The organism is Aerococcus sp. 1KP-2016, from assembly GCF_002252085.1.
In the GTDB taxonomy this organism is placed as follows: domain Bacteria; phylum Bacillota; class Bacilli; order Lactobacillales; family Aerococcaceae; genus Aerococcus.
Genome location: NZ_NEEY01000043.1, coordinates 1 through 14,760 on the forward strand (window position 1 = coordinate 1; position 14,760 = coordinate 14,760).

General features: G+C 42.9%; 11 protein-coding genes. All 11 read right to left on the minus strand.

Annotation, left to right across the window (positions count from 1 at the left end):
* Positions 1–782: 782 nt before the first annotated feature.
* A complete protein-coding gene (locus tag B9P78_RS07560; RefSeq protein ID WP_094518884.1) occupies positions 783–2,480 on the minus strand; it encodes a DAK2 domain-containing protein in 1,698 nt (565 codons plus the stop codon).
* 25 nt (positions 2,481–2,505) lie between these two features.
* Positions 2,506–2,871 (minus strand): Asp23/Gls24 family envelope stress response protein, encoded by a 366-nt coding sequence (locus tag B9P78_RS07565; protein WP_094518885.1) that lies wholly within the window; start codon positions 2,869–2,871, stop codon positions 2,506–2,508.
* Positions 2,872–3,105: 234 nt separating this feature from the next.
* Positions 3,106–3,297, minus strand: coding sequence for a 50S ribosomal protein L28 (gene rpmB, locus B9P78_RS07570; RefSeq protein ID WP_094518886.1), 192 nt, complete (start codon positions 3,295–3,297; stop codon positions 3,106–3,108).
* 88 nt (positions 3,298–3,385) lie between these two features.
* Positions 3,386–4,066 carry a thiamine diphosphokinase gene (locus tag B9P78_RS07575; RefSeq protein WP_094518887.1) on the minus strand — a complete coding sequence of 227 codons (681 nt, stop codon included), beginning with the start codon at positions 4,064–4,066 and terminating at the stop codon, positions 3,386–3,388.
* Between the two features lie 16 nt (positions 4,067–4,082).
* Entirely contained in the window at positions 4,083–4,754 is a 672-nt protein-coding gene (gene rpe, locus B9P78_RS07580; RefSeq protein ID WP_094518888.1) for a ribulose-phosphate 3-epimerase, read from the minus strand.
* Between the two features lie 27 nt (positions 4,755–4,781).
* Positions 4,782–5,705: a ribosome small subunit-dependent GTPase A gene (gene rsgA / locus B9P78_RS07585; RefSeq protein WP_094518889.1), complete on the minus strand. Its 924-nt coding sequence runs from the start codon at positions 5,703–5,705 to the stop codon at positions 4,782–4,784.
* Positions 5,706–6,165: 460 nt separating this feature from the next.
* Positions 6,166–8,442 (minus strand): PASTA domain-containing protein, encoded by a 2,277-nt coding sequence (locus B9P78_RS07590; protein WP_094518890.1) that lies wholly within the window; start codon positions 8,440–8,442, stop codon positions 6,166–6,168.
* The gene (locus B9P78_RS07595; protein WP_094518891.1) at positions 8,439–9,221 is read right to left on the minus strand and encodes a Stp1/IreP family PP2C-type Ser/Thr phosphatase; all 783 of its coding nucleotides are present in this window, start codon (positions 9,219–9,221) and stop codon (positions 8,439–8,441) included. Before B9P78_RS07595 ends, B9P78_RS07590 begins: the two co-directional genes overlap by 4 nt.
* A gap of 19 nt (positions 9,222–9,240) precedes the next feature.
* On the minus strand, positions 9,241–10,710 hold the full coding sequence (gene rsmB, locus B9P78_RS07600) for a 16S rRNA (cytosine(967)-C(5))-methyltransferase RsmB (RefSeq protein ID WP_094518892.1): 1,470 nt from the start codon (positions 10,708–10,710) through the stop codon (positions 9,241–9,243).
* On the minus strand, positions 10,703–11,680 hold the full coding sequence (gene fmt / locus B9P78_RS07605; protein ID WP_094518893.1) for a methionyl-tRNA formyltransferase: 978 nt from the start codon (positions 11,678–11,680) through the stop codon (positions 10,703–10,705). The genes rsmB and fmt overlap by 8 nt, the downstream gene beginning before the upstream one ends.
* A 367-nt stretch (positions 11,681–12,047) precedes the next feature.
* Complete coding sequence (gene priA, locus B9P78_RS07610) at positions 12,048–14,462, minus strand: primosomal protein N' (RefSeq protein ID WP_094518894.1); 2,415 nt, start codon at positions 14,460–14,462, stop codon at positions 12,048–12,050.
* Between the last annotated feature and the right edge of the window lie 298 nt (positions 14,463–14,760).

Genomic DNA, 14,760 nt, shown 5'->3' on the forward strand with positions numbered 1-14,760 from the left:
GTTGAGTATCCTAAGCAACTATAGTACGCAAATACCATGCACCTTTGCTATGCTGCAAGCATCATTTTGACCATTGAATCATCAAGTTCCGATAATGAAGAGGGCGTCCGCCCTCTTTTCATTTTGACGCACTTAAATGTGACTATTCTTATCGAGCATTGCCTCTCTTTATCCGATACTGCTCTTTGCTTGTTGTAGTTGAGTATCCTAAGCAACTATAGTAGGCAAATACCATGCACCCTTGCTATACTGCAAGCATCATTTTGACCATTGAATCATCAAGTTCCGATAATGAAGAGGGCGTCCGCCCTCTTTTCATTTTGGTTCTTCCTAATTGCACGCTCTAGCAATTGGACTCCCATCTTAGGATTCAAGAATGAGATTTCATATTTGAATTTTTAGGCTATTTATCAAGTATGGAATTTCATAGTTGAATTTTTCCCATTTTTTTCAAATATGAAACCCCATATATGATGCATTATTGGGGACCTTTAAATATGAGCTTCTATTCTATAAAATTTCCTAATATTTTCCAATATCAGATTCCATACTTGAATTTTTCAGCTTATTTTCAAATATAAAATCTCATATTTGATTATTTTCCATATTTTTCAAGAATGGGGAACTCATCCTTGAATCCCGAACCTAGCCTCCTAAGTCACCACTCTAACCCCTTTAATCCCCTCCACACAACTACCCCAAAACCCCAATACCATCAACCACAAACCCCCCAAACCACAAAAAAAGCTAGCCCTAAAGCTAGCTTCTCCCACATAATAAGCTTATTCAACTGAAGCTAAGAAGTGGTAGACTGGTTGGCCACCGTCTACGATTTCGACTTCGATGTCTTCGTTGGCGTTTTCGACTGCTTCAGCTACTGCTTCTGCAGTTGCTTGGTCAGTGTCTTCACCAAAGATTAGTGTTACTAATTCTTTGTCTTCGTCGATCATACCGTTGATCATGTTGATTGTTTCTTGGACAAGGTCTTTGTCTTCAGAAACGATTTTGCCGTCCACGATGCCCATGAAGTGGTCTTTGTGGATTTCTAGGCCGTCAACTGTGGTGTCGCGGACTGCAACGGTGATTTGGCCGCTGTTTACGTTAGCCATTTCATCTGCCATTGCTGCTTTGACGTCTTCCAGTTTGCCTTCTGGGTTGTAACCTAACATGGCTGTTAACCCTTGGGAAATGAATTTCGTTTCTACGACAGCTGCTGGGATTTCAGATACTTCAACTGCTTGGTTGGCAGCCATGATGATGTTCTTGTTGTTAGGCAAGATGATCACTTGGTCTGCATTCGCGTTGTTGATTGCTTCTAAAATATCATTTGTTGATGGGTTCATTGTTTGACCACCAGAAATGATTGATTTAACACCCATGTCTTTGAACAAGTTTTCGATACCAGGGCCAGCTGCAACAGCAATAACCGCTAAGTTAGAGTGTTCTACGGCCTTTTTAGCATCAGCTGCATCACTATGATCGTGAGTGGCACCTTTGCCTTCTAGGATATCGTCATGTTGTAGACGCATGTTGTCGACTTTGATTTTCACTAGTGAACCAAATTTTTGGCCGTAGTTCATTACTTCGCCTGGTTGCTCAGTATGAACATGCACCTTAACGATTTCGTCGTCGGCAACTACTAATAGTGAGTCACCAATACCATCTAAATGGTTACAGAATGTATCGTAATCAAATTCGTCGGTAACTGTTTCGCCATCGCCGATTTTCACCATGATTTCTGTACAGTAACCAAAATGAATATCTTCAGAAGATACTGAATGTGATGTATTGAAGAAGTTTTCTTGGTGTGCTAATTCAGTTACATTGGCTTTGGCTGGATTAGATGATTTCACTGGAATCGATTCACCTGTTAGTGATTCTAAGAAACCGTGATATACATAAACTAAACCTTGTCCACCTGAATCGACTACGCCAACTTCTTTTAATACTGGCAATAGATTTGGTGTATTTTCTAATGAAGTTTGTGCTTCATCCAGAACAGCTGTCATGATTTCGATAATATCATCTGTTTCTTGAACTTTCTTCACACCTGCTGCAGCTGACTCACGTGCGACAGTTAAAATTGTTCCTTCTACAGGTTTCATTACTGCCTTTACAGCTGTGTCAATACCACGTTGGAATGCATTGGCAAAATCTTCAGCATTGATGGTTTCTTTGCCTTCGATTGCTTTTGCAAATCCACGGAATAATTGAGATAAGATAACACCTGAGTTACCACGTGCACCCATTAACAAACCTTTAGCTAAGTCTTGTCCAACTTCGCCAACAGTTTCTGATTGTTGTTTAATAACGCGTTCAATACCTGATGTGTATGTCAAATTCATGTTTGTCCCTGTATCACCATCTGGTACTGGGAAAACATTCAATGAATTCACGTATTCAGCATTCTCATTTAGACGGTTTCCACCGACTTCAAGCATAGATATGAATGCTTCAACGTCTAATACTGTTCTTTTCACCTAAAATCCTCCTTGATTACCGCAACTAGTCTTCAATCACACGAACGCCTTGAACGTACACGTTCACAACGTTAATATTGATCCCCAATTGACGACTTAATTCGTATTTGACCGAACTTTGCACATTGCGACAAATTTCAGAAATTTTTGTGCCGTAGTTAACGATAATATATACGTCTACTACAACGCGATCATCGTTATCCACTGAAACAAGTACACCTTTAGTGTAGTTTTCAAGTTTCAAGATTTCTTGGATCCCGTCGCGTATTTGATGTTTGCTGGCCATACCAACAACACCGTAGTTTTGAGTTGTAGCCATGCCGACTACTGTTGCGATAGATTCGTTTGTAATATCAATTTCACCGAATTGGGTTTGCATTTTTAATGCCATATAAAAAGTCCTCCTTTTGAAGGGTTGTGATGACAAATTTGCCCAATAATGTATTTTATTGAGCAAATATAACTTCATTTATAACTCTTATTTTACCACATACCAGTTCATTATACCTAAATATTTCATATGCCGCAACGACGCTGTGAATTTAGATACAAAAAAAGCCGTTGTTTCCCGCTTGGAAAACGACGACCTTAATTGATTATATGCTCAGTAAAATGGATGACCATCTTACGCGCGGTTTACTAAACCAGCTTTGATTGCATGAGTTGAAACCCAAACGCGTTTTTTAGTACCATTTTCATCAATGATGCGAACTTTTTGTAAGTTAGCTTTAAATGTACGTTTTGTAGCATTCAATGCGTGTGAGCGGTTGTTACCTGTAGTCGTTTTACGTCCTGTGTAATAACATACTTTAGCCATTGTCATATTCCTCCTCTACAAATTTTCATACCATAACATAATACTATATACCGACTTAGAAATCAAATATTATTTAACATAAACCCGATTACTTTTGTCCATCCCTCGCCTGAATCGCTAAAATTAAGCCTTCAGAAAAGGAAATCTCCATAGTATCCACATCCGGTAAGAATTCATTCGATATCAAAGCCAAAGGTGTTGGCATTTGATACTCTTGTAAAGTATACACTACATTTGCCAAAGTAAGGTCCTTAACCGCCGTCATCGCCACAAAAGATAAATATTTCATCCCCGCAATGCGGTCAACAGTGTGTTTCCCCGGTTTCAAAAAGTGAATCCGATTATCTTCGTCCACCAGGTGAATCTGCTCCATAATGGCTTGGAATTTATCTTGAAAAATTAGCCATAGATTCGAAAGTAAGTGGTCCACGCGCCCACCCAACATGCCAAATAAATGGTAGGTGCCGCCCGGATACCGCTGCGCGACTGATCCAAGTGCGTGTTCAGTATCCGTCTCATCTTTCATGGGTTCTAATTTTTCTACTTCCTTGCTGGTAGCCACGATGCGTGCATAAGTCTCAGCATCCACTGAATCAAAGTCTCCCACTGCTAAATCAATGGGCACATTCAAGTCTAAGAAGCGTTTGGCACCCAAGTCTACGCCAATAAAAGCCCGGTTTTGATCTCCAGTTTCTGTGGCTTGTTGGGCCACATACGTCATGAAAAATTCGGGGTCGAATGGCCCTGATCCTATGAGATATACTTGCATATGCCTGCTCCTTCTACTAAATCTTCATGCGACCAAATTTGATTGCTTGTTTCAAGGAATCAATTGGCTCTGAAACATCCTCTTTGTTAAAAATATATGAACCGGCAACGTAGGCGTCGACCCCGTTTTTGGCACAAATTCTAGCGGTTTCATCGGTAATACCGCCGTCCACTTCAACCAGGAAATTTGCCCCTTCAACTTCGCGACGATATTCATGTAGTTGCGCCATTTTCTTCACAGTTGATTCAATGAACGATTGACCGCCGAAACCTGGATTTACGGTCATGACTAGGACCATATCAACGTCGTTTAAGATGGGTTCAATGGCAACAACGGGGGTAGCCGGGTTGATTGCTACACCGGCTTTCATACCGTGTTTATGGATGGTTTGAATCAATCCATGTAGGTGTTTCGTTGCTTCGTAGTGTACGGTGAAATAATCGGCACCAGCATTGGCGAATATTTCCACGTGGGCTTCAGGATTATCAACCATCATATGTACGTCCAAAGTCATTTTGGTATGGGGACGCAAGGCTTCAACGACACCCGAACCGAATGTCAAATTGGGCACGAAATGGCCGTCCATAACGTCAATGTGGACCCAGTCTGCGCCTGCTTCTTCGATACGTTTGACGTCGCCTGTAAAGTTGCCGAAATCGGCTGATAAAATAGATGGTGCAATAAACATACAAATCCTTCTTTCTACCGCAATCAATTAGTATTTGGGTTTGGCATTTTCGATTTCTTCAAAAATTTGGAAATATGAATCATAACGTGTTTGGGCAATTTCTCCGGCTGCTAGCGCATTCTTCACCGCACATTTTGGTTCGTGAATATGGGTACAGCCACGGAATTGGCATTGGTCCTGAATCGCACGCATTTCTGGGAAATAGTTGGATAACTGAATCTTGTCTAGTTGATCGATGTCGATACTTGAAAAACCTGGAGTATCAGCTATTTTCCCACCAAATATATCATGTAATTCAGTATGACGAGTGGTATGACGACCACGGCCCAGCGAAGTGGAGATCTCACCAGTTTCGATATCCAAACCAGGAAGTAGGCGGTTCAGTAAGGTCGATTTCCCAACCCCAGATTGACCGACAACAACCATTGTGTGGTCGCGAACGATATCCTTCAACTGGTCTAGCATTTCGTCTAGCGAGCTCGAAACAATTACCTTGTAGCCAACATTGCTATAGGTATCAATGAAAAATTTGATTTGATCGTGGTCCTTGTCCTTAGCTAAATCCAACTTAGAAAAATAAATCACAGGCTCCACGTTCACCGATTCCAGATACACCAGAAAGCGGTCCAACAATTTCGGTTGAATTTGCGGCTCGGTAACAGACGCCACAAGCAGTGCCACATCCACATTGGCTACCGCTGGGCGAATCATTTCGCTGTATCGCGGCAAAATCTTCATTACCGTACCCTCTTTGGTATTCGTTGCCGTAAATTCCACAAAATCCCCCACCAATGGCGTTGTTTGCGTATTACGGAACTGCCCTCTACCTCGGGTCGTAAAAATTTCCTTCGTTTCCGTCTCCTCAACATAATAGAAACCAGATAGCGCCTTGATAATTTGACCCGTATAGGTACTTGCCGTCTCCTGAAGATGATCTTGTGGGTTGCTCATAAGCGATTGCTACTCCTCCTTGTATTTCATTTCCTCTTACTCATATGCTCTATTTTAACCCAAAAACCGCCGAATACAAATATTCAACTTAAAATACGCTTTATGTGGCTATAAAAAGGACAATATTTGTATGACATAGGGGCAACTTTTAGCCTATGGGCCAGAATTTGCTGGATCATTATCCCTCACCCACCAACTACTGGTCAACCCTTACCAATAAGTCACCTTATTCCGGTAGTTGTGACTTATTTACCCTTATAAGTCAAATTCGCTCCTAAAAGGGGCTAACCATGCTCAATAGGCCACTTTTCCTTGTTTACTGTGACTTATTCACTGGGATATGCCATTCAGACCACCCACCGTGACTTATTTTCTGAAATAAGTCACAAGCCATCCGATACCAGCGATTTTTCAAAAAAAATAGGCTGGGACCTAAATCCCAACCTACCTGATATAATTACTAATCTTCATTATCCACATTCGATGACGAACGTTGGCTATTTGAACTATTTGAATTTGCATTTGAACTTGAAGCATTCGAGCTTGAAGATGACGAATTCGAGTTTGAAGAGCCGCTCGACGACGATGATGTCGAGCTAGATGATGAACTTGAAGATGACGATGAACTTGATGATGACGATGAGCTTGATGATGAGCTTGAAGATGAAGAACTAGATGAACTTGCCACCGGTTCTGGTCCATCAGACATCACAATGTATAACTCATCCCCTGCAACAAACTCCGTACCTGCTGAGATGGATTGTGAAATCATCACTCCATCAGGAACCCAACCAGAATAGGCATAATCAAAGCTTACACTCAAGCCATTGGTATCCGCATATTGTTGGATGGATGTTTGGTTCCAGCCAGATAAATCCGCCATCTCGAAGGTTTCAATCCCCTTACTTACCACGAAGTTAATCGTTGTACCATCAGCAACAATCTTTTCACCCTTGGCAATCGATTGGCTGATAATATCGCCCGCTTCTACAGTATCCGAGAACTCCTCGTCCTTGGTCACCGTAAACCCTAAATCAGTTAAGGTTTTGGCAATATCATCATAGGCTTTACCCGTATAGTCCTCAATACGAACAGGCTCTGGACCTTGACTCACATCAATATCAATCTCAGAATCCACACGCACATCCGTATTGGCATCCGGATTCGAATCCACAATGCGTCCAGCTTCAACCGAATCATCATACACTTGGTTCACATCACCCAGACTCAGATTCACCTTCTCAAGTGTGAGCGCCGCCTCTTTTTCAGTCATCCCCGTCACATCAGGCATGGTGATTGTACGTCCACTCATGTAGTTGAAAATTAGGAATAAGACTAACAATAAGGCAACAATCGCCCCAGCAATAATGGCTAGTGGTTTCTTGCTCTTAGCCTTCGGTTTTGTCGACTTGCTACTTGTTGCACCTAGGCCGCTAGCAGCGCTAACCGATCCTGCGGAGCCTCCAGCCTCATTTGCCGAGCTATTACTGACATTTGAAGCGTCCGCACGACTACCTCTAGTAGCCCCGGCCGATTCACCAAGACCAGTGCCAGCCGCTGCGCCAGAAACACCGCCTATACTAGCTGCACTCGCTGTTCCAGCGCCAGCTAAACCGGCAGCTGCAAGACCAGCACCAGCACCAAGCGCAGCTGCGCCTGCTGCTGAACCCGTCATGATTTCAGCAGTATCGGCAATGCCATACTCATCTGATTCAATCGGTTGTGTGTCTTCAACGTTGGCTTTGGTTTGACCTAGATTAGGATCTGTTTCCTCATCTACAGCCTTTTCACCGGCCGCCAACAATTGCGCTTCTTCTAAAGAATTCATGCGCATTTGGTTTTCGATATCTTCCTTAGCCATCACGATCGTTTCACTCGCCATTTTTTCTGGCACGTATACTGCTTCGTTTAAACGATTTGGCGAGAACACAGTTTCCAGGTCATCAATCATTTCACCGATTGTTTGGTAGCGAGTAGCTGGTTCTTTAGCAGTTGCCTTAGCAACCACATTAATTAAGGCTTGCGGTACATCTTCCCGGTAGGCTTCAATTGGCGGTAGTGGTTCTTGGAAATGTTTCAAGGCGATTGACACAGCAGATTCACCATCAAATGGTACACGCCCGGTAATCATTTCAAATAGCACGACACCAAGTGAATAAATATCGGATAGATGAGTTGCCATCGAGCCACGTGCCTGTTCTGGTGAGAGGTAATGCACAGAACCGATAATCGTGTTGGTTTGGGTAATCGACGTTTCAGAAGTTACCATGGCAATCCCAAAGTCCATGATTTTAATCACGCCATCGTTGTTGATCATGATATTTTGTGGTTTCAAGTCACGATGCACGATACCAATATCATGTGCTGCTTGTACCCCTGATAAAATTTGTAACATCAAATTTTGAATAATATCGACGTCAATCGGGTGATTTTCGCGGATGTAGGCTTTTAAGTCCGTGCCATCAACGAATTCCATGACGATGAATTTACCTTCTTCATCTTCCCCTACATCGTATAGATTAACGACGTTTGGATGATTCAATTCGGATACAGACAGTGCTTCACGTTCAAAACGTTTAGTGGCATCCATTGCATCAGATTTACCAATCCGCAAGAATTTTATGGCCACATCTCGTTCTAGAATTGGATCATAAGCTAGGTACACATCAGCCATCCCACCAGATCCAATATGATTGATTATTTTGTATCGTTCATCAATGATTTGTCCTGTTCTCATGCCTGATCACCCCTTTCGTAGATACTGTCATCTTGATTAAAATCGCGTTGGGCAATTAGGACTGAAATATTATCGCGACCACCATTTTCATTGGCTTTGGCAATTAAGGTGTCCGCCTTTTCAGCAACAGCTAAATACTCTTTTGCTAGAATAGCCAAGACTTGCGCTTCATCTACCATATCTGTTAGACCGTCTGAGCACATTAATAAAATATCGCCCGGATTAAAGTCTAAAATATCCACATCCGTTGCCACTTGAGGGTCAATGCCCACAGCTCGTGTTACGATATTTTTTTGAGGATGCGTTGCCGCTTCTTCCTTGGTAATCATGGACATATCCACTAAATCTTGCACAAAAGAATGGTCTCTCGTCATTTGTTGAATTTGACCGGATTTTACCATATAAATGCGACTATCCCCAATATGGGCTAAAATGACTTGATTCAAATCTTCTAAGGCAACCGCAGCAACAATGGTTGTCCCCATACCAGATAGATCTTGGTATTGATTGGCTTTCTCGTAAATTTTGGCATTGGCTGACTGCACATTTGCTTGAATCCATTCTTGAATGCGTATGGGGTCGTCCATGCCCGTCGTCTCTTCCCAAGCATGGCCTACATGGAAGATAGCCATTTCAGAGGCTACGTCTCCTGCATTATGGCCACCCATGCCATCACATAGTAATAGAATAGGTAGTTGGTCTTGGTTATAAAAGATCCCGACTTGGTCTTGATTTTGCTTACGTTCGATTCCAACATCGGTTTTGCTTGCGATTTCCATGTAAGTTCACTTTCCTTCGCTAGTTTTTTTCAAAGCTGGCTATGAAGAAACCATCTGATAAATAAGTTTGCGGTAGGATTTCAATTGTGCCATCCGCTTGAACTGATTGGTCAAGATTCTCTCTCCAACCCTTGAATGATTTCAATGTTAGCTCTGGATGTTGCGCTAAGATTGCAGCCACAACATCTTCGTTTTCTTCTTTAGTAATTGTACATGTAGAATAGGTTATTGTGCCACCCTTTTTCAGTAATGGTAATGCTTGGTTCATAATTGTAACCTGAATGTCACTTAAAGCATCCAAATCCTGTAAAGATTTGTTGTACTTGGTATCCGGTTTACGTCTGAATAGACCAATACCTGAACATGGTGCATCTACCAAAATCTTGTCAAACATGGTTGGTTCTTCGCCAGTCGCCCCAAAACGTTCCGTTAAGGCAGTCGCATCTTGATGTAGAATTTCCACATGTTCTGCAACCTTCATCCGGTCCACATTTTGTTGGATCAAAGGCAATTTGTCCTTGGCAATATCCGTTGCAATCACATGACCCGTTCGCCCGACCGCTTCTGCGATTTGAACCGTTTTGCCACCTGGCGCAGCACAGGCATCTAGTACCGTGTCACCAGCTTGTGGGTTCAAGGCCTCGACAGCAAGTAAAGCTGACTCGTCCTGAATCGTAATGTCCCCGTTCATGAATAATGATGAATAGGCAGGATTACCTTTCGTTATACGAAGGGCGAAGGGCGACAATGGACTTGGCGCTACGTCATGTCCTTCCGCTCGTAAGATATCAGCATATGCCGTCATTTTCTCCGCATCCACATCACCAAAACGGTTGTTCGCACGTACGGTAATGGCCGGTGTTTGGGTCAAAGATTGGGCCAATTCTTCCGCCTTCGAGAAACCAAAACGGTCAACGAAATAATCCACCCAAATCATTGGTAGCGACGCTTGCAAGGCCAAAATTTCCTTAGGATCTGATTTAGTCGCAATGAATTCGTCCATGGTTTGGTATCTACGGTCAAAATTACGCAACACACCATTAGCAAATTTCGCCAAAGTTTGATTGCCTCGTTTACGCACGATGCGCACCGCCTCGTCAACGACTGCGTAACTCGGGATGTTATCTAGATAGTACATTTGATAGGCTGAAATCACTAAAAGTGACCACAGCCACGATTTCACGCGATTTGGTTTGTCCACAAAATCACGCACAAAAGTATCCAGCGTATAGTAGTTTTGCACTGAACCGTACACTAAATTGGTGTATAAGTTACGGTCGGCTTCGGCTACAGCCTCTTCAGTCAAGACACGGTTCACTTCTTGGTTGATATATTGATTGTGACGAATGATTTGTGTCACTGATTCCATCGCTTGGAATCGTGCAGACATCTTCATGGGCGTTTGAAAAGCCGCATTATGGCCCGTGTTATGGGCAGTTGTCCCTGCTGCTGGTTTTATTTCTTCCTCGTTATGATGTTGTTTAGTCATTGAATGACACCTGTTCGAATGAATCGCCTTCCGTTAAATTCCCTGCGCCTCCATTGATAAATGAGGCCACATCCATTTGTTTCTTGCCTGCTGGTTGCAAGCGAGTAATTGCTAGGACTTGATTGCTACCTGTTGCCACCCACAATTGAGCTGGTTTTTTGTTGATTTTAATAATTGTACCTGGTGCTTGGTCAGTCGTTTCATCAGTCACCACTTGGCCTGCCCAAATTTTCCAACTTTGACCTGCAACCTTTGTATGGGCAACTGGCCATGCATTAAAGGCGCGAATTTGATTGTAAATCTGAGTCGCATCTTGTTGCCAATCAATTTGCTCTTGTTGGCTTGTAATATTTGGTGAAAAAGTCGCTTCCGCTTCCACCTGTTGAATTGGTGTTAATTCATCTGCGAATAATTTAGGCAATGTGTCCATTAACAAGTCAGTTCCCGCTAATGAAAGCTTATCGAACATTGTTGCTACTGTATCGTCGTTTTCAATTGGTACCACTACTTGCGTTAAAATATCACCCGCATCCATTTGTTTCACCATGCGCATAATTGTCACGCCTGTTTCCTTGTCGCCATTCCAAATTGCATAATGAACTGGTGCCCCACCACGGTATTTTGGTAATAATGAAGCATGTACATTTACGGCCCCAAATTTTGGTGCATTTAGAATACTTGTCGGCAAGAACTGGCCAAATGCAGCCGTCACGATTAGATCAATATCCTCGTTGACCAAGAGGTCTTTCACATCTTGAGCACGACCGATTTTTTCTGGCTGATAGACAGGAATGTCGTGTTTCAATGCCGCTTCTTTAACTGGTGTTGGTGTTAATTTGCGTTTGCGACCAACTGGACGGTCAGGTTGTGTCACGACTGCGACTACTTGGTACTCGTCCTTTTGGGCTACTAAAGCTTCTAAAATGTTTACTGAAAATGCGGGTGTCCCCATAAATACGATTCTTTTCAAATGTTTCTCCTTTATAAAAAACGCTGTGATTTGTTTGTATTATACCATTACATACCCTATGACTAAAAATATATGAGTAAATCGGCCTTTAGGTTCAACTTATACTGAATGATTATATAGTGCATACTGTCATGATGCGGCCCTGTATTTTTGCAGTTTGATATATCCAGATTTTCGCTACTATTCGCTAGAATAGTAACCACTGATAGCATAAGGCGGTACTATTTGATCAGATAATCTCTCCTTTTCTAAAAAGCGGTACTATTGGCCAGAATAGTGGCCATTTACAGATAAAGGCAATACTATCTAAGTAAATAGTCCCCGGTTTCAGATAAAAGCGGTACTTTTCCCAAAAATAGTCCCCCACTTACATAAATGTCATTGGATCCACGTCGATTGATACGTAAATTTTATCCTTGGACCAGTTTTGGGCGCGGTTTTGGATGGCTTGCAAGACTTGATGAATGGCTTGGTTGCCACGATGTTGGTATAACAATTGATAATAATATTGGTTATTGACGCGCGAAATGGTCGACTGCGCGGGACCAATGATTTTGGTACCTGCTACATTTGCCTCCCGCAACATATGCGCTACTTTAGCTGCCGTCGCCATGGCCGTATGGTCGTCGAAATGAGACACTGTAAAGCGCACGGTATAGAAATACGGTGAATACTGGTTGAGTTTCCGGTAGCGCATTTCCGTTTGGTAAAAGGTGTCATAGTCATGATGTTGGGCTAGCGTTAGTGCGTAATGATCGGGATTATAGGTTTGAATCAATACTTGGCCCGATAAATCGCCACGTCCCGCCCGGCCTGACATTTGTGTTAATAATTGGAAGGTTCGCTCAGCGGCACGAAAATCCGGCAGGTACAAACTGGTATCGGCGTTGATGATGCCGACGAGTGTGATGTTGGGGAAGTCTAACCCCTTGGCAATCATTTGTGTACCCAAGAGGATATCCGCCTTTTTGTCAGCGATTTGCTTCAACATACGTTCGTGCGAACCCTTACGACGGGTGGTGTCCATGTCCATACGCACAACGGTTTTGTTGGGAAATAGCTCGTTGATTTCCTGCTCCACCTTTTCTGTCCCCGTCCCAAACTCGCGCAAATGGGTTTGGCCACATTGAGGGCAGGTTTGCGGACGTGCGGCATTGTAACCGCAATAGTGACATTGCAGCTGTTTGTTGTGATAGTGGTAGGTTAAGGACACATCGCAATTGGGACATTGGAAGGTGTAACCACAGTCGCGACATTGCATGAAATTGGCGTAACCACGGCGGTTTAGCATGAGTGCAACCTGTTCGCCCCGATCCATTGTGGCTTGCATTTCGTCTCGCAGTTTACGGGAGAATTGATAGTAATTTTTATGACGAAATTCTTCGCGCATATCGATCAATTCAACAGGCGGCAAGGCTTGATGGTTGGATCGTTCGGGCATTTCGAGTAGCGTATAGACGCCATTTTGCGCCCGCGCACGCGATTCCAGACTCGGTGTTGCCGACCCCAGTATCACCGGACATCCATGCTTATTGGCCCGCCATTTGGCCACTTCCCGCGCGTGATAACGAGGATTGTCGGACTGTTTATAAGTCGCTTCATGTTCCTCATCTAAAATGATTAAACCGATATTGTGTAACGGTGCAAATATAGAGGAACGTGCCCCTACCGCAATCTTCGCCTGGCCATTCTTTAATTTACGCCATTCGTCAAAGTGTTCGCCGGTTGATAGCTGACTATGTAAGACAGCCACCATGTCCCCAAAACGGCCTTTTAAGCGATTCACCATCTGCGGTGTCAGCGAAATTTCTGGCACCAAGAGGATAGCTTCTTGTCCCTTGTCAAGCGCCTCCTGGATCAATTGTAGGTAGACCTCGGTTTTCCCGGATCCTGTTACCCCTTGCAAAAGGAATACCTCATCCTTTTGTGCATCCATTGCTGTTTTAACTGCTGCGAATGCCCGTTCTTGTTGCGGTTGAAGCTGCAATTTCTCAGATTTTTCAATTACGATATTGGCATACGGGTCCCGGTTGACTGGTTGATCAAACAAAGATAGCCAGCCTTTTTCTGCTCCAGTTTTAAGGGTTGCCATGTGGATATCAAATTCTTCAAAATATTTGGCCGATACTTTTTTTCCGTCTAATTCCATTAACACTTCGACTAAAGCCAGCTGTTTCTTAGCAGTTTTTCGCATATTTTGCAGTTCATCTTCTAATTGGTCGAAACCCATTAATGGTTGCACCCATTTTTCCGTTTTATAACGTTTACGGTCTTCAACGCGGTAATCAATCGAGACTTTGTTGTCTTTTTTGAGCTTGATTAAGTCGGCAAGATAGCCTTTTCCTTCTGCTTCAGCCCATGAAATTTCATTGAAATCGCTAAAGTATTGGGCATGGTCCCGGTAGGAAATGCTAGTTGTTGGTAGAAAATATTTGTCATAATCCACCTTCAGCAGATTGGGCAACATGGTATGGTAGGCTTCAACTAGAAAACAGAAATTTTCCGCAGCAATCTGCTTACCCAAAGCCAACATTTCTGGTGATAATACGGGTTCGTCATCCAATAGTGCGGTAATATCTTTTAGTTCACCTTCAAAATCGGTCGCTGCTTTAGGGTCAGAGATAACATAACCTAGAACGTTACGCGAACCAAATGGTACTTGCACGCGCATACCAGGTTGAATCAAGTCTTTTAAATCCTCAGGAATGCTGTAATCATAGGGACGGTCCGTTTGCATGGTCGGCACATCCACAATTACTTCTATGATATTTTTCGCTTGCATTACAGGCATACCTCCTTTGGTAAATGTTTTACATCTTCATCTATTGTATACGAAATAAATTCCTTTTTGAACGCATATGCAAAGAAGAACTTGACCGCAAATTGAAAAGAGGCTGGGACAAAAGATTAAAATCATAGATTTTTCGTCCTTACAGTGTACGTTCCTTATGAACCGTGGGACCATTGAAAGCCAAGGTCTTTCAATTTGAAATCGAGCCAAGGTCTCGATTTCATCCTCTTTCACGGCTAAGGAACTACACTTTCAGTCCTTTAACCTGTTTCCGTGATATATTTCAATC

What these genes read in the sequence shown, in the direction of transcription:
- B9P78_RS07565 (WP_094518885.1), bottom strand. Translation starts at nt 2,871, where the DNA reads ATGGCATTAAAAATGCAAACCCAATTCGGTGAAATTGATATTACAAAC.
- rpmB (WP_094518886.1), bottom strand. Translation starts at nt 3,297, where the DNA reads ATGGCTAAAGTATGTTATTACACAGGACGTAAAACGACTACAGGTAAC.
- B9P78_RS07575 (WP_094518887.1), bottom strand. Translation starts at nt 4,066, where the DNA reads ATGCAAGTATATCTCATAGGATCAGGGCCATTCGACCCCGAATTTTTC.
- rpe (WP_094518888.1), bottom strand. Translation starts at nt 4,754, where the DNA reads ATGTTTATTGCACCATCTATTTTATCAGCCGATTTCGGCAACTTTACA.
- rsgA (WP_094518889.1), bottom strand. Translation starts at nt 5,705, where the DNA reads ATGAGCAACCCACAAGATCATCTTCAGGAGACGGCAAGTACCTATACG.
- B9P78_RS07590 (WP_094518890.1), bottom strand. Translation starts at nt 8,442, where the DNA reads ATGAGAACAGGACAAATCATTGATGAACGATACAAAATAATCAATCAT.
- B9P78_RS07595 (WP_094518891.1), bottom strand. Translation starts at nt 9,221, where the DNA reads ATGGAAATCGCAAGCAAAACCGATGTTGGAATCGAACGTAAGCAAAAT.
- rsmB (WP_094518892.1), bottom strand. Translation starts at nt 10,710, where the DNA reads ATGACTAAACAACATCATAACGAGGAAGAAATAAAACCAGCAGCAGGG.
- priA (WP_094518894.1), bottom strand. Translation starts at nt 14,462, where the DNA reads ATGCAAGCGAAAAATATCATAGAAGTAATTGTGGATGTGCCGACCATG.